Genomic DNA, 15,350 nt, shown 5'->3' on the forward strand with positions numbered 1-15,350 from the left:
CTTAATTATGCAGCAACTCACTTTGAAAGCGGCTAAGTGGATCGCTCTTTTCATCCTCCTTGCGCTCGCTCTGCTGTGTTACAGCATGGGCACAATGTCAGGATTCATCGTCTTAATTGGTGTAGGGTTGCTACTTGAGGCGGCATTCTGGCTGTTTGGAGCACGGCTTGTTAGCCGGAAAAAATCATCACAGCAAACAAACGAGCAAACAAGTTAAATTACCTAGCTTGCACATTCGGGTCGTTTAAATAATAATAACTGTATAAATAAACAGTTGTTGTATGTTAGATGAAAAAATTCATTCATATTGATATGGATTGCTTTTATGCGGCCGTTGAAATGCGTGATAACCCAGCCCTTGCCAATGTGCCACTGGCTATAGGCGGAAATAGTCGTCGCGGGGTTCTTTCTACAGCCAATTATATTGCCCGTAAATATGGTGTGCGTTCGGCGATGTCGAACTACCACGCCAAACAATTGTGCCCCGATCTGGTTATCGTGCCCGGACGAATGCAGGTCTATAAAGAAATTTCTACACAAATTCGCGCTATTTTTGCAAAGTACACTGACCTTATTGAGCCGTTATCGTTAGATGAAGCTTACCTAGATGTAACCGACAGTACCGCATGCAAAGGCAGCGCAACACTGATGGCGCAGCAAATTCGCCAAGAAATCTATAACACCACCGGGCTGACAGCCTCCGCAGGTGTTGCTCCGATTAAGTTTATTGCCAAAATTGCCAGTGATGAAAACAAGCCTAATGGACAGTTTGTTGTATTGCCTGAGGAGGTTGATGACTTTTTGGCGAGTTTACCGCTTGGTAAAATTCCTGGTGTAGGTAAGGTGACATTAGAAAAGTTGCAACTGAAAGGGCTTTACACTGGGGCTGATGTGCGCGCGAAAGGGGTTAATTGGATGCAGCAACACATTGGTAATTTTGGCGTGTCTTTATACCAAAAATGTGCAGGTGAATACGTTGGCAAAGTGTCAACTGAGCGAGTACGTAAGTCACTTAGTGTTGAGCATACCTATGAATACAACAAAAATAATTTAGACGAATGTTTAAGCCAGTTACCCCGTTTAATGGAGGAATTAACTCGCCGCCTTGATAAGCAGCAATTAAGTAACCGCATCAATAAATTATCGGTAAAAGTAAAGTTTGCAAACTTTGTTGTTACCAGTGCCGATCAAAGCCATCACCAATTAGACGAACGCATTTTTTCTGAGTTAATGAGTAAAGCCTATGAGCGAGGCAACAACCAGCCAGTACGCCTGTTAGGGATAGGTGTCGGAATAAAGAGTCAAGCTCACGAGCATTTTCAGCTGAGTATATTAGACTAAAGGTTAACACCTTGGTGCTTGAAAGTTTGTTAGTGTCTAGTTGGGGTGCTAGGCCTATCTAGTTCAACACCTTAGACAACATTATAACTTAATAAGAGAGATGACTATGCAATCGGTCGTAATCGTGCTGCTCGGAATAGTCGGTATGTTGTTCGGATGGTTCTTTTATTCGAAATTCATCGCCGAAAAAATATTTAAAATGGATGATAATTTTGTCACACCTGCTCATGAACTTGAGGATGGTGTGGATTATGTGCCAACCAACAAAGTTGTGTTATGGGGTCACCATTTCACTTCTGTTGCAGGTGCAGCGCCAATTGTTGGCCCTGCGATTGCCGTATATTGGGGCTGGGTGCCTGCGGTACTTTGGGTGGTATTTGGTACTATCTTTTTTGCTGGCGTTCACGACATGGGGGCTCTATGGGCCAGTGCGCGTAACAAAGGCAAATCAATGGGCGCTTTATCTGAAAGCGTAATTGGTAAACGCACCCGTGCGTTATTTATGATTGTTGTGTTCTTAGTACTGCTGATGGTGAATGCGGTATTTGGTGTGGTAATTGCCAAATCATTTGTATCTCAACCTAACGCGGTATTTCCTGCTTGGTCAGCGATTGTCGTGGCGTTAGTCATTGGTCAGTTGCTACGCCGTAAAGTGTCGTTAATTCCACTTTGTTTAATTGGTGTGGGGATCCTTTATTACACTATTTACCTTGGTAGTAGCATGCCAATTGCATTACCTGATGAAATGTTTGGCTTAAGTGCTAATGCGAACTGGATCATCATCTTATTTATTTATGCGGCAATTGCTTCATTACTCCCTGTATGGATGCTGTTACAGCCACGTGACTTCATCAACGGTATGCAGCTATTAGTGGGATTAGTGCTGCTTTATGGTGCGGTATTTATTTCAATGCCTGATATCACAGCGCCTGCTTTCAATACTCAAACGGCGGTTGATACACCAAGTATTATTCCATTGCTATTTGTGACCATAGCCTGTGGTGCGGTATCTGGCTTCCACGGTATTGTCTCTTCAGGTACTAGCTCTAAGCAGCTTAACAAAGAAACTGATGGCCGCTTTGTTGGTTACTTAGGTGCGGTAGGCGAAGGTATGCTTGCGCTTATTACATTGGTTGCAGTAAGTGGTGTTGCACTTGCGGTATCACCAGAAGAATGGCACGAAATTTATAGCCACTTAGGTGCCGGTAGTGTGAGCGCCTTCATTAATGGTGGCGCTAATCTAATTGAAAACGGCTGGGGTATTTCGCAAGAAGTTGCCTCGACATTACTTGCCGTAATGGTGGTATTGTTTGCGGGCACTACGATGGACTCTGGCGTGCGCCTGCAGCGTTATATCATCCAAGAGTGGGGCGATATTTATAATATCAGCATTATTCGTAACGGTATTGTTGCTACACTCATTGCAGTACTTAGCTGTTTATTGCTTGCCTTTGGTGCTGGTGGCGCTGACGGTAGCGGCGGTATGATCATTTGGCCATTATTCGGTTCGACTAACCAAATCCTTGCAAGCTTAACCTTACTGGTTATATCGGTAATGCTTATTAAAGCGAATCGCCCGGCAAAATACACCTTGATCCCAATGAGCTTCGTATTAGTTATGGCGTTCTTTGCTGGGGTTATTAAACTGGGCGAGTACTACCAACAAGGTAACTGGTTACTGGTGACACTTGATTTGTTAGTGCTGGTAGTGAGCGTACTGGTTATGCTTGAAGCTTGGTCTGTGATTGTTAAGCATCGTAAAGACTCAGCACACATTACAGAGCAGTAAACTTAGCTTGCCAGCCTTATAGTTAGCTATCTTACTTGGCTGGCAATAGCGCTCTAAATCAATGATAATAAGGTCCTATGTTTCTAACAGCAGGACCTTTTTTATGGCATACCCTCATGCAGTTGCAGCCCCGCAATTAGCGGATGCAAATCACGATGCATTGATTATTATCGGTGATGATTTTTCTTCTTTAGCAGACGCAAGCTTAAGCCAAGCTATTAGCGCTCAACAAGCTGTAGACGCACGTATTGGCAAACAAGTGACATTACTTGTCATTGACTCTAAACGCGTGATTTTAGCCCCTACAGGCCCTCTAAACCGTGATTATGATGATGTACGCCGTTATTTTGACGCGGCAAAGCAAGGTGTACTAGAAGCCAAAGCATCGGGTAGCACTCAGCCTGCTATTTTACTTGCTAATATAAATCAAGACAGCCGTTACAAGCATGCCCTTGAAGTGGCGTATTTAGGCGCTTGCCAAGCGCTGTGGCAACCACTTGAAGCACGTGAGTTCCACGGTCAGGCGATTGAACCAATTAGCCAAATTAGCCTAGTGGGCGCAGATGCAGCTATGGTTAAAGCAGTGAATGCCATTGCTGCGGGTCAATACGCTGCACGTGACTTATGTGGTACCGAGCCTGAGCGTATGGCACCACCTCGCTTTGCTGATTACTGCGTTGAGTTATTTGCTGGTAGCAAGGTGTCTGTAGAAGTGATTTCAGATATCAACACTATCGATAAAGATTACCCAATGATGAGCACAGTAGCGCGTGCATCTTACGCTGTTGAGCGTCATCATCCGCGTGTTGTAAAACTAGAGTATGTTCCTGAAGGCGACGTTGAGCGCACCCTAATGTTTGTTGGTAAAGGTTTAGTTTACGATACCGGTGGTGCAGACCTAAAAGTGGGTGGCTTTATGGCAGGTATGAGCCGTGATAAAGGCGGTGCGGCTTCGGTTGCTGGCTTTATGAAATCTGTGGCTGACTTTGCACCAAAAGGCGTAAAAGTGATTGCTTATTTAGCCGTAGTTCGTAACTCAATTGGTTCTGATTGTTTTGTTCCTGATGAAATCATTACCAGCCGTGAAGGCGTTCGTGTTCGTATCGGTAACACAGATGCTGAAGGCCGTTTAGCAATGGGTGACTTACTAAGCGAAATGAAAGATCGCGCTTTAAACGAAGTAAATCCAGAGTTATTCACTGTTGCAACACTAACAGGCCACGCAGCACGTGCGATGGGCCCTTACAGTGCGTATGTTGAAAATGGTCCAGCTCGTGCAGCGAAAATTTCGCGCCAAATTGCTGACTTAGGCGATTTATGGGCAGATGGCGCCGAAGTATCTCGTAGCCGCCGTGAAGATTATGACTTCATTCGTCCTCGCACGTTAGCTGACGATGTATTATCAAGTAACAATGCAGCTTCTGCAGTGACTGCTCGTGGTCACCAGTTCCCAATGGCATTCTTAGTAATTGTCGGTGGCTTAGATAAACATGGCACTGAATCAGCGCAACCATTACCGTATGTTCATATGGATATCGCAGGTAGCGGCGTAGAAGGTGGTGATTGGCAACATGGTAAGCCTACCGCAGCAACAGTAAGCAGCTTATTCGCTCGTTATTGTTTATAAGCTAAAGCTATAAGTTTTTAGTTTTAAAGGCCCCGCACAGCAGTGCGGGGCTTTTTTTGTGATGCTTAGTTTTAGTGAGTTAGTTGTTTTTTATTGCCAGGTAAATATAACGCAATAAATTAATCTGTTTTTATGGTTTTTTAATTTTTATCTTTTGTTTTAGTTAGTTTTATCTTGTACGCTAAATTTGCAAATGGAATTTTAATATATGGATGTGGCCTTGCTCTCAAATAAGATTTTCTTTTCTATTCATTCGCTTCTTTTTATTTAAATTAAAAATTAAAGCTACGTTACTAATTTATTTTCATTGGAATTTATGATGTTTTTTTTGGTTGTTTTTTCGTGGTTTGGATTTAATAATTTAATGAGAGGTTTATGATTTGTTATAATAATTTTTTTTAATTTTTATGTTGCTTAATTGCTCACTATTTGTTTCTGCCAATGAACGACAATCTTGGAGCATTCTCTCTACAGATGAAGGAGTTACTTTCTCTGTTAATGCTGATTTTGATCTAAATAAAAGAAGTCTCGATATTAATGACTCTAATGGAGATTTATCCTCACCTGAAAATGTGGTTAGGCTCTATTATAAAAAATTAAAAAATGAAGATTTTGAAAGTGCTTACTCGATTATATATGACCGAGATGGAGGGAGGGAACGATTTAGGGCTGACTTTTTTGGAAATAACTTAAAGATTAAACGTTTGGCAGGGGTAGACAGTTTGACCATTGCTTATATTAAAAAGTGGGTAGGGTACTATGTTGTTGATATATATGTTTTTATTTCAGGTAAGTGGGCGTCTTTAAGGCATGAAGTTGTATGTTATTCAGAATGTAAAATAATATATGATTATTTTGGTGTTAACGAAACCAATGATTTGGTTGATCTGAGCTTTATGACTCTGCTAGAGAGTAAGAAAGTAAATGGAAGTGCTGCATTTAAGTTTAAAAGTAAACCGTTGTCTATTTATATGCCTAACCCTTTCAGTAAGGTGAATGTTAAGAATAGTTTGGTTTTTAATTTAGTTTTAGATGATTTTAATGGTAATTTAGATTTTTCAGAGTGTAACAGTAAAAAAGAGCATAGAATTGAAAGTAAGTTTTGTAGTTTATACATAAGTGCTAAAAATTTAAACGCAGATACTATTGGAATAGTTGATTTTGGGTTTTTGGACTTGATAACAAATAAAACAGGTGATGGTGGTTTCTTTGTAAATGATTATTTTGATGGAAGTGTTAAGTCATATTTTTACTCTGGCTACTCGGCTGTTGGCTTTATTAAGTCGTGGTGTAAAATAGATTTTTTGGGTGTGTTAGATTCCGAATTAACTGAGTTTGTATTTTTTAGACCTATCGATGTAGATGGGAAGGAGTTTCCTATTCAAGTTGTCTCTATAGATAAGGTTAGTGACAAATTATACTATGGAAGTAATTGGGAGGATGCTTATTTGTTTTTTTATAATGATATATTTTCATCAGAGCTTGATAAAATTTTAAAATGATTTTAGTTCTTGAATTAGTTATTTTTTATTTTTCCGATAGACAAGCAAAGCCATAAATTAAAACATTCATATGATGAACCTTTATTTAGCTCTGTACTTACTAGCCGCGAATTTTATAACAAGTTAAATGCAACACAATTTTAGGAGGCTCTATGTTCAAAGAGGGTGAGGAGGTGTTAACTTTCACAAATGGTGGCGGAGCTAATCATAAAACAGCTTATTTGATTGCTGGTAATAATAAAGTTCATGTAAAGAAAACTTTTCTAGGTAGTGTATTTCCTTATTTCTTTTATGTTCCGCTTGTTTTGTTTTTTTTAATATTTTCTTATGGGACATTAGTTCTCGGTAGTTATTATTTACTAATTGTTTGTTTTTTTGTTTGTTTTGTTTTGTTTTTGGTTTTTTAGTTTTTAAATCATCACGAGTGAAAAAGAGTTTGATTTTAACTCTGGCTATTACAAAGAGGATGGTAAAGAGCTTGTGCGCATTGAAGATATTAGCCAGTTTTTTGTTATTTCTCATTATTGCCCAGGTGGTAGTGGTTCGTCTTATACTGCGCTTCAGTTTGGGTTTTATAGTAAACAAAATAAAGGGTATGTGTTAATGGATCATAGCAACTATTCGAGTATTGAACGTGATGTGCAAATGATTTCAGAGCGGTTGAATGTGCCATACGAAATTCTAAATGAGCATGATAAATATAAGCCTAATCCTATAAGGGCCTTTTAATTAAGGTAGTACTATTTATTCAATTAGCAGCAAGCTAATTCATTGTAAAAGCCCCGCACAGCAGTGCGGGGCTTTTTTGTGGTGTTAGTCGAGCTTGAAGCGGTTAACGACATCACTTAACGCTTGTGAGCTTTGCTTTAAGTTTTCACTGGCGTTTGATAGCCCTTCGGTATTCGACAGTGATTGCTCGGTTGATTGTGAAAGCTCATTAATCCGTAAATTAACCTCATCTGCTGCGCTAGTTTGTTGCTCGGTAGCGCGGGCAATCTGGCTGTTCATATCTTTAATAATAGTAACAAGTCGCTCAATCTCACTCAGCGAACTATTTGCTTCACCTGCCTGTGAAACTGTTTCGGTTGATAACTGTTGGCTTGCCGAAACTGCATCAACAGCAGCTTGTGCGCCTGTTTGTAGTTTACTGATCATGGCTTGAATTTCATCAGTACTTTTACCTGTACGACTTGCTAATGTACGCACTTCGTCAGCGACAACGGCAAAGCCTCGCCCTTGCTCGCCAGCACGGGCCGCTTCAATAGCAGCATTGAGTGCCAGTAAGTTGGTCTGCTCAGCAATGCTACGGATAACATCCAATACTGAGCCAATGTTGTTACTCTCTGCAGCAAGATCCGCCGTTACCTTACTCACTTGTTCAATATTATGCGAGAGTGTCTCAATGGCGGTAATGGTCTTGTTAAGAACCTGCTTGCCCGCTTCGGCATTTTGCGCGGCTTCATTAGCGGCATGCTCAGCTTGATCGGCATTTTGACTGACATCGTGAATTTGATGAGTCATTTGTTCCATTGCGGTTGCTACTTGAGTTGAGCTGTCGTTTTGTAGCTCAATAAAAGAGTGATTTGTTTTACTGGCATCATCAACACTATGGGCAAACTGATTAACTTGCTCGGCGTTGTGGGCAACATGTTTCAGTGACTCACGCATTTTTGCGGTGTACAAATTAAAGTAGCGCGATAAACGAGACACTTCATCATTACCATTTTCATCAAGCTTTTGGGTTAAGTCGCCTTCACCTTGCGAGATGTCTTTCATCATGTCGGCGGCAAGTTGTGTCGGGCGCAAGATGCTATTGGCAATGAGGTAGCTTAGCGCAACCAGTAGGGCAATGATCACTACCGCGGTAATAATCACATGGTTACGTAGCGAAGAGAATGCCTCTTCAATAGTATCAATATAGACACCAGAGCCTACAATCCATTGCCATTTATCAAAGCCTTTTACGTAGGCAATTTTATCAACCGGCTCGTCTTTACCTGGCTTTGGCCACTTATAAGGAATAAAACCTTCACCTTGTTTTTTGACGATATTAACCATATCGACAAATAACAACACGCCATCTGGATCTTTACTGCCCGCTAGCGATTTACCATTTAATTCGGGCTTAAACGGGTGCATGACCATAACAGGTTGATAATCGTTGATCCAAAAGTAATTGTTGTTGTCGTAACGAAGTGCTGAAATTGTTTCGAGGGCTGCTTGTTTTGCTTGTTGCTCACTCAGCTTACCTTGCTCAAACAACGCATAGTTATGCTCAATAATAGAGTAAGCAGATTCAACAAGGTTTTGGGTTTTAATGTATTGCTCATGCTTTAGCGAGCTGTATTGCTGCGTTAAACTCGAGACGCTTAAAAATATCAGCCCTATCACGACCACACTCACTAACATGGCGAGGCGCTGAAAAATTGTAAAACGGCGTAAATTCATGTGTGTTCCTTCGTCATGCTCATAGGAGCGATGTATTAAGCGTAGCCAAAATAGGTCGAAAATCTAGTTAAATAGTAGAATACATTGAGACAAAAAAAAGGCTGATTTAACAATCAGCCTTTAGTCTAAGTTACCGAAATAAAACGTGATTACTCAACGTTAAAGTGTCGGTTGAAGAAACTGGTGATGGTTTGGTGTAAGTGCGTTTGTACGCTCTTACCACGTAAACTGTGTTTTGAGCCCGGATAAGTCATCATTTCGAACTGTTTTTCTTGATCTTGCAGTTGTTTAAATAACTTAGTGGCATGAGTAAATAACACGTTATCATCAGCCATCCCGTGGTAAATCATCAGTGGGCCTTTTAAGCCTTCAGCATATGGGAAAACTGCACTTGCTTCGTAGCCTTTTGCGTTAGTTGCAGGGTGACCTACATAACGCTCAGTGTAGTGAGTGTCGTAAAGTGCCCAATCAGTTACTGGCGCACCAGAAACACCGGCTTTGAAGTAGTCGCCCGCTTTAAACATAGTCATAAGCGCCATGTAACCACCGTAGCTGTGGCCATAAATACCGATACGCTCAGGGTCAACGTAATCAAGGGTACGTAAGAACTCGACACCTTTAATTTGGTCTGCCACTTCAGCCACACCTAAGTGCTTATAAATCACGTCTTCAAACTTTTTACCACGGTTGTATGAGCCACGGTTATCAAGTTGGAAAATAACATAGCCTTGTTGTGCCATGTACTGGAAGTACAAGTTTTTACTACGCCAGCTGTTCGTTACGCGCTGGGCATGAGGACCGCCATATACGTTAACAATAACCGGGTGCTTTTTACCATCTTGGTAATTAGTTGGCTTGAATAAACGGTAATGCATGATTTGTCCGTCTTCAGCCTTTAACGTGCCGTATTCAGGCGTGATCAAATCAGCTAGGTAAGGCGTTAATGGGTGTGACTTATCTAACTTGTTTTCTTCAAGCCAAGTGATAAATTCGCCATTAATTTTACGTAATGCTGCTGAGCCAGGCTTATTCACTGATGAGCTGTTATCGATAAAGGTTTTGTTATCTTTAGCAATCACCACATTATGGTAAGCACCTAGCTCAGTTACGCGCTTAATTTCACCTTTTTTGAATAGCGGTACACTGTATAGATGGCTCTCAAGAGCTGTGTCTTTACGACCTGCAAAATAAACAATGCCTTTTTTCTCGTCGATACCTTTTAAACTATCAACAACCCATTCGCCTTGGGTGATTTGACGGATCATTTCACCATTTGTGCGATACAAATACAGGTGTTTAAAGCCGTCGCGCTCAGATGCCCAAACGAAATGTTTCTTATCGTTTAAGAACTGCAAATCAAAGTGCAGGTTAATCCAAGTATCACTGGTTTCTGTTAGGGCAACTGTTTGCTTTTTAGTGTCGCTATTATAAAAACGTAACTCTAAGTTATGTTGCGAACGATCTTGCCACTGGTAAGAAAGCGTTTTGTTATCTTTTAACCATTTTGCACGAGCGATATAGATGTCTTGATTGTCGCCTAAATCAACCCAGTCAGTTTTTTGGTTGTTAATGCTCACAACACCTAACTGAATTTTAACGTTGTCGGTACCTGTAAACGGGTAGCGTTGGTTAAAAAGCTTTACTTCATCGGCGTAAATTTCATTACGGATCGCTTCTTTTACTGGGCTTTCATCAACACGGGTATAAGCGATTTTAGACTCATCACCAGACCACCAGTAACCAGTCATGCGGCCCATTTCTTCTTGCGCAACAAACTCGGCCATGCCGTTTTTAATTACGCCGCCGCCATCTTTACTTAATTGGATTTCTTGACCCGTTTTTAAGTTAAGTGCATATAGGTTTTGCTCACGAATAAACGACACATAGTGGCCTTTAGGTGAGAATCGTGCATCGGTTTCGAATGCTTCTGTGTCAGTAAGTTTTCGACTTTTTGCAGAGGCAAGATCATAGTAGTAAAGATCACCATTTAGTGGAAATAAAAGCGCTTTACCATCTTTTGACCATTTATATTCTAAAATCCCTTTACCAAAAATACGCTGGCGTTCACGGCGGGCTTTTTCTTCGTCAGATAAGTTTTCTGGGCCAGAAAATAGTGCTGCAGAGTCAACTAATAAGCGATTTTTGTTATCTTTTAAATTGTATTCCCATAGGTCGTAGCGGTTATAGTCATCCGCTTTCCCCTGCAAGTAAGTAACTCGGCTACCGTCAGGAGAGAATTTAAGTTGTACTGGGGCTTTGCCTGCAAGGCTAGGGTCGTCAAAAATTCGCTCAAGAGACAGTGGTTCAGCGCTTACATTGAGTGCCGTTGCAATGACTGGCAAGGCGAGTGAGAGAGATTTAATTTTTTTTAGCACAAGGGTACCTTCGCTCGAATAAAAACTGCCACGATGGTAATGGTAAGCTTAGGCAACTGCAACAAAATGCTATAAAGTAGGAGATGTTTACCCATTATCAAAGGATTTATTGATGAAAAATGCCGATATGCTGTTTTCTTTGGCCCCAGAACTAGCACGAGACTGTATTGAACTTGCTGATTGGCCGTTATGCAAAGTGTTATTGATGAATGACAGCCAGTATCCGTGGTTCATTTTAGTTCCTAGGCAGGCAGAGTTAAGAGAAATCATTGATCTATCCGAAGAGCTGCAAATCGTTTTTTTACAAGAGTCAGCTAAGCTTAGTAAGTTGATTCAACAGGTATTCACACCAGATAAATTGAATGTGGCTGCACTTGGCAACATGGTGCCACAATTACACATTCACCATATCGCGCGCTTTAAATCTGACCCAGCATGGCCTGCGCCTGTGTGGGGTAAGCTCCCTGCCATCCCTTATACTGATGAGCAAATTAAACAGCTAAAAGCACACTTCTAATTGATGTAAAATAGCTAGGATGAACTAGGATAAATAAATGAAAGAATATAAGAGCACCTCGTAATGAAAATGTATATTTTTGTCGTGCTCTTTGCTTTGAGTTCAGCACCTAGCGTTGCGAAAAGTTATTATTTTGTTGGCAGTCATTTTCCATCGATTTTAGAACATAATGAACAAGGCCAGGTGGTTGGCCTTGGTGCTGATATTGCTCACGAAATATGTCGTCGGCTGGGGCATACGCTAGTTATAGATATTATGCCGTTGAAACGTGCCTTGAAGATGGTTGAACAAGGCCATGCTGATGCCATTATTGGCCCATACAAATCCCATTTGCGTGAACAGTACATGCATTATAGTTCTTTACCATTTTACGAAGACCCGATAGTTTTTTACACCAAACCGGATAGTGAGGTTACGTGGGTAGGTAATTTTGCCAGTTTACGAAAAGATACTATTGGGGTTATTCGCGGTTGGAACTATGGTGATGAGTTTAAACGCAATGCATCGAGTTTGTCGCTGTCTGAGGTCGCCAGTGTCAGGGCTAGCTTTTTGCAATTAATGTATGACAGGGTCGATGTTATCCTGACTCACCCTCGTGCCGCGAAACCTGTTATAGATAGTTTAAATATTAAAGATAAAGTGGTTATGCTATCGCCAATCGTGACAGTCAATCAAGGCTATTTTGGTTTTAGTAAGCGTCGTGAACTCGATGAATTTATTAATACTTTTAATGCTGAGTTTCAAAAAATGTTGATCAACGGGGATATTGTTCGCTTGAACAAAAAGTATGAGCTTAGCTTTGTCGCTCATTATTAAAAAACGCTGCATCATGGCAGCGTTTTTTATTTGAGTTTTGCTATTAATTACTGCAAGCGAGCGCCTGCAATAAACTTATAGGCCTAATACTTCTTTACCTTGTTTAAAGGTAACATCAACAGGAATATTTGCTTTACTTAGTTTTTCTAAGTCTTTTGCAAGTTCTGCTTTAATTTCACCATGAGTGGCGATTAATTGATCCACTTTTTGATAATCGCCGTCACCTTGAATGGTAAGAATTAAGCGAGACAGTTTTTCCATTGCAAGGCTCATTTTCTCCATGTTAACGCTGTATAGGCCGTCAGCATTTTTAGAGAAAGCACCTTCTTCAGCAAAGAAGTTAAAGCGGATCATGTTCGCTTTACCGTGTGCGCTTGATGCACCAAAACGTACAGAGCGGAAGATACCTGCCATAAAGGTGATGTAGTAATCTTCTAATGTACCGTCAGTGATTTCGCCTTTCTTAAGTAATTGCTCAACCATGTAAAGACCTAAGATATCGGCTTTACCTTCTTCAAGTGCGCTTGCATGCTCTTGCAATGATTGGCGAACAGTACCTTTATCGGTAATCGTGTTTTTGATACCTAAACCATGCGCTACTTCATGAAACATGGTGTTGGCAAAGAACGCATCAAAGGTAATGTGTTTACGTTGTTCAGGGACAATCAACTGCTCAGAGATAGGCACTAAGATTTTATCGAATTTAGCACGCATAGCGTTTTTAAGTTGCAGACGACGGGTGCCTTTTTCTAGTTGAACTTGCTCATCATTTGGTAAGTTGATAGCAATTGTTTTGCTACCTGCATTAGAGTGGCCAGCATAGTAAACTACATCATACGCGTTCAGATCTGCATCAGAGCCAGGGACCTCTTGTTTGTACTTGTCGTCAACAGGTAAGCCTTTTTGCAGTTCAGGTAGAAACGCGGCAAACTTAGCTAGTCGTTCACTCCAGGCAAGATCTTTAACAAGCACATACGACTCATAGGCTGCACGATAACCGAATAGTTGATCTTCGTAAGTTTCAATCGGACCAATAACCACATCGATTGGGTTATTTTTCATATCCATCCATGCAAAATCAGAAGCTCTAAAGTCATCAGTCACAAGCGCATCTGCGCGCATGCTTAAGTAATTTGCAAATTCTTTATCATCAGCAAGCTGGCTTGCTTCGCGCAGTAAGTTGGCCGCTTTTTCAAGCTCTTGTGCGTATTCTAGTGAATAAGCAACGCTATAAAGTAAACCTTTTTCGTCACGCTTAATGACAGAGTAAAGCCCTGTTTTATCATCTAAAATTGCTTTGTTTAGCTCTTCTTTGCTCATATCACGAGGATAAAACTCAGCGCCAGCTGCTTTTTCTTCATAGCCAGATAAAAAGACTTCATCGCCATTTAAGCGATCCCAAGGACCATAGTTGATATCAGCGAATTTTTGTATTTTCTGATCATTAATTTTCGCAAGGAAAGCATCTTTATTCTCGCCAAATGCTTGGCGCCAGAATAGCTCATCCATGATTTTTGATGCATCAATTAACTTACCGATCATTTGTTTTTGGTTGTCGCTTAGATGGCTTAAATCTGATGTAAGGGTAAAGTCAGTGTAAATATCTAAACGATTGCGATCGATATTAATAAGTTGCGGGTTATTTTCTTTAGCACTTTGCTCAGTTGTAGGTTTCGCTTCTGATGATGTTGCTGGTTGTTCAGAACATGCGCCAAGAAAAACAGCGCCAGATAAGATAAGTGCTTGGCTAATTTTATTTAATGTCATTTTTGCCCGTTCCCGATTTTTTGGTGAGAGTGATTGTTTAGAAAACAAAACGTGCACGCATTAAAGCAAAACTGATGCGTACCTGACAAGTTTACTCTATTTAGGGGTGTATTTAGCCTAAAATTATTAGCGAATAATAAAAAATAGATTATTGCTGTGATTTTCTTAACTTTAGCGCTAAGTTAGTCAATACTAAAACTATAATTAATTTAATAATGTCAGTCAGTAGCTTACCTGTAAAGTGAGCTACCCCAAGAGGATGGCACACATATGTCAACAGAAAATGCATTACTGACCATATTGGTCGATAGAATTAATAACGATACATTAGTACTACCTACATTGCCTGAAGTTGCAGTGAAGGTGAGGCAGGCTGCAGATAATCCAAACGTAAACTTAATGGACATGGCTGATGTTATTTCACACGACCCTGCATTATCTGCGCGAATGATAAAGGTAGCTAATAGTGCATTTATGGGGCGCTCAGTAAAAGTGACCAATTTGCATCAAGCGGTAACACGAATAGGCTTACGACAAATAAAAAACATCGCCACAGCAATGGCGATGGAGCAGCTGTTTGTGTCGCACAATGAGTTGATCAAAGGCTATATGGATAAGGCGTGGCAAAAAACCCTTAAAGTCGCGTGTCACTCAATTACTTTAATGGACTTCTTCTTACGCAGAAATAAGCAAACCTCGCTTAATCGCGACACAATTACTTTGGCGGCACTAGTTTATAACATTGGTGTATTGCCAATTTTAACTGAAGCTGAAAAGCATCCTGAAGTATTCGCAAACCCAAGTTTCCTTGCTCATGCTATCCAAAAGTTGGGCGGTAAAGTAGGTGGTGCAATTATGCGTGCTTGGGGCTTTACTGATGAGTTTGTCGAAGTTGCTGAAAGTTGGGCAAATCCAAACTATCGTCCAGAGCATATATGTTATGTCGACTTCATTCGTATTGGCGCGATATTAGAAGGGATCTTACAGGTTTCTGATAAGTCAGCAGCATTACAAACCTACATGGACAAAGGCGTGATTGAATCTCTTGATATGTTCAACGAAGATGAGTATCACGACATGCTTAATGAAGTAAAAGCAATTTTTACTGAATAACTACAACAAAAAAGCGCGACCAAGTCGCGCTTTTAATATTAACCATTATCTGAGT

Annotated in this window: 13 protein-coding genes; 10 read left to right on the forward strand and 3 right to left on the reverse strand. The window is 40.7% G+C overall.

All coding sequences use genetic code 11. From position 1 onward, the window contains the following. Nucleotides 1-7 precede the first annotated feature (7 nt). The 7 genes from AAEU31_RS10560 to AAEU31_RS10590 all read left to right on the forward strand — a co-directional run bounded on the left by AAEU31_RS10560 (nucleotide 8) and on the right by AAEU31_RS10590 (nucleotide 6,988). Nucleotides 8-217, forward strand: a complete 210-nt coding sequence (locus tag AAEU31_RS10560) for a hypothetical protein (RefSeq protein WP_135923666.1) — start codon at nucleotides 8-10, stop codon at nucleotides 215-217. A 71-nt stretch (nucleotides 218-288) separates the two neighbouring features. After that, on the forward strand, nucleotides 289-1,341 hold the full coding sequence (gene dinB, locus AAEU31_RS10565) for a DNA polymerase IV (RefSeq protein ID WP_199526866.1): 1,053 nt from the start codon (nucleotides 289-291) through the stop codon (nucleotides 1,339-1,341). Nucleotides 1,342-1,447: 106 nt separating this feature from the next. Further along, entirely contained in the window at nucleotides 1,448-3,130 is a 1,683-nt protein-coding gene (locus AAEU31_RS10570; RefSeq protein ID WP_135923668.1) for a carbon starvation CstA family protein, read from the forward strand. Nucleotides 3,131-3,233: 103 nt separating this feature from the next. Then, complete coding sequence (locus AAEU31_RS10575; RefSeq protein ID WP_421967187.1) at nucleotides 3,234-4,757, forward strand: M17 family metallopeptidase; 1,524 nt, start codon at nucleotides 3,234-3,236, stop codon at nucleotides 4,755-4,757. Between the two features lie 407 nt (nucleotides 4,758-5,164). After that, a complete protein-coding gene (locus AAEU31_RS10580) occupies nucleotides 5,165-6,259 on the forward strand; it encodes a hypothetical protein (protein WP_421967188.1) in 1,095 nt (364 codons plus the stop codon). A gap of 152 nt (nucleotides 6,260-6,411) precedes the next feature. Continuing rightward, nucleotides 6,412-6,666, forward strand: coding sequence for a hypothetical protein (locus AAEU31_RS10585; protein WP_421967189.1), 255 nt, complete (start codon nucleotides 6,412-6,414; stop codon nucleotides 6,664-6,666). Nucleotides 6,667-6,739: 73 nt separating this feature from the next. Continuing rightward, complete coding sequence (locus AAEU31_RS10590; protein WP_421967190.1) at nucleotides 6,740-6,988, forward strand: hypothetical protein; 249 nt, start codon at nucleotides 6,740-6,742, stop codon at nucleotides 6,986-6,988. Between the two features lie 84 nt (nucleotides 6,989-7,072). Here AAEU31_RS10590 and AAEU31_RS10595 read toward each other — a convergent pair whose 3' ends face one another. Together AAEU31_RS10595 and AAEU31_RS10600 are read right to left on the reverse strand one after the other, a co-directional pair. Continuing rightward, nucleotides 7,073-8,707 (reverse strand): methyl-accepting chemotaxis protein, encoded by a 1,635-nt coding sequence (locus AAEU31_RS10595; RefSeq protein WP_421967191.1) that lies wholly within the window; start codon nucleotides 8,705-8,707, stop codon nucleotides 7,073-7,075. 149 nt (nucleotides 8,708-8,856) lie between these two features. Then, nucleotides 8,857-11,082, reverse strand: coding sequence for a S9 family peptidase (locus AAEU31_RS10600; protein ID WP_421967192.1), 2,226 nt, complete (start codon nucleotides 11,080-11,082; stop codon nucleotides 8,857-8,859). 112 nt (nucleotides 11,083-11,194) lie between these two features. Between AAEU31_RS10600 and AAEU31_RS10605 the strand changes: the two genes are divergently transcribed. Together AAEU31_RS10605 and AAEU31_RS10610 are read left to right on the forward strand one after the other, a co-directional pair. Beyond that, a complete protein-coding gene (locus AAEU31_RS10605; RefSeq protein ID WP_281546582.1) occupies nucleotides 11,195-11,599 on the forward strand; it encodes an HIT domain-containing protein in 405 nt (134 codons plus the stop codon). A 63-nt stretch (nucleotides 11,600-11,662) separates the two neighbouring features. Continuing rightward, nucleotides 11,663-12,415: a substrate-binding periplasmic protein gene (locus AAEU31_RS10610; protein ID WP_421967193.1), complete on the forward strand. Its 753-nt coding sequence runs from the start codon at nucleotides 11,663-11,665 to the stop codon at nucleotides 12,413-12,415. Nucleotides 12,416-12,490: 75 nt separating this feature from the next. On the opposite strand, the gene AAEU31_RS10615 is transcribed toward AAEU31_RS10610, so the two are convergent. Further along, nucleotides 12,491-14,182, reverse strand: a complete 1,692-nt coding sequence (locus tag AAEU31_RS10615; protein WP_421967194.1) for a DUF8614 domain-containing protein — start codon at nucleotides 14,180-14,182, stop codon at nucleotides 12,491-12,493. Between the two features lie 270 nt (nucleotides 14,183-14,452). Between AAEU31_RS10615 and AAEU31_RS10620 the strand changes: the two genes are divergently transcribed. Continuing rightward, a complete protein-coding gene (locus AAEU31_RS10620) occupies nucleotides 14,453-15,295 on the forward strand; it encodes an HDOD domain-containing protein (protein WP_135923678.1) in 843 nt (280 codons plus the stop codon). The last annotated feature ends 55 nt before the right edge of the window (nucleotides 15,296-15,350 follow it).

Source organism: Pseudoalteromonas thalassia, from assembly GCF_049257215.1.
Classification (GTDB): Bacteria; Pseudomonadota; Gammaproteobacteria; order Enterobacterales; family Alteromonadaceae; genus Pseudoalteromonas; species Pseudoalteromonas lipolytica_C.

Excerpts from the sequence above, each read along its gene's own strand:
- AAEU31_RS10605 (WP_281546582.1), top strand. The coding sequence starts at position 11,195 with ATGAAAAATGCCGATATGCTGTTTTCTTTGGCCCCAGAACTAGCACGA.
- AAEU31_RS10620 (WP_135923678.1), top strand. The coding sequence starts at position 14,453 with ATGTCAACAGAAAATGCATTACTGACCATATTGGTCGATAGAATTAAT.
- AAEU31_RS10595 (WP_421967191.1), bottom strand. The coding sequence starts at position 8,707 with ATGAATTTACGCCGTTTTACAATTTTTCAGCGCCTCGCCATGTTAGTG.
- AAEU31_RS10615 (WP_421967194.1), bottom strand. The coding sequence starts at position 14,182 with ATGACATTAAATAAAATTAGCCAAGCACTTATCTTATCTGGCGCTGTT.
- AAEU31_RS10570 (WP_135923668.1), top strand. The coding sequence starts at position 1,448 with ATGCAATCGGTCGTAATCGTGCTGCTCGGAATAGTCGGTATGTTGTTC.
- AAEU31_RS10610 (WP_421967193.1), top strand. The coding sequence starts at position 11,663 with ATGAAAATGTATATTTTTGTCGTGCTCTTTGCTTTGAGTTCAGCACCT.
- AAEU31_RS10560 (WP_135923666.1), top strand. The coding sequence starts at position 8 with ATGCAGCAACTCACTTTGAAAGCGGCTAAGTGGATCGCTCTTTTCATC.
- dinB (WP_199526866.1), top strand. The coding sequence starts at position 289 with ATGAAAAAATTCATTCATATTGATATGGATTGCTTTTATGCGGCCGTT.
- AAEU31_RS10580 (WP_421967188.1), top strand. The coding sequence starts at position 5,165 with ATGTTGCTTAATTGCTCACTATTTGTTTCTGCCAATGAACGACAATCT.
- AAEU31_RS10585 (WP_421967189.1), top strand. The coding sequence starts at position 6,412 with ATGTTCAAAGAGGGTGAGGAGGTGTTAACTTTCACAAATGGTGGCGGA.
- AAEU31_RS10575 (WP_421967187.1), top strand. The coding sequence starts at position 3,234 with ATGGCATACCCTCATGCAGTTGCAGCCCCGCAATTAGCGGATGCAAAT.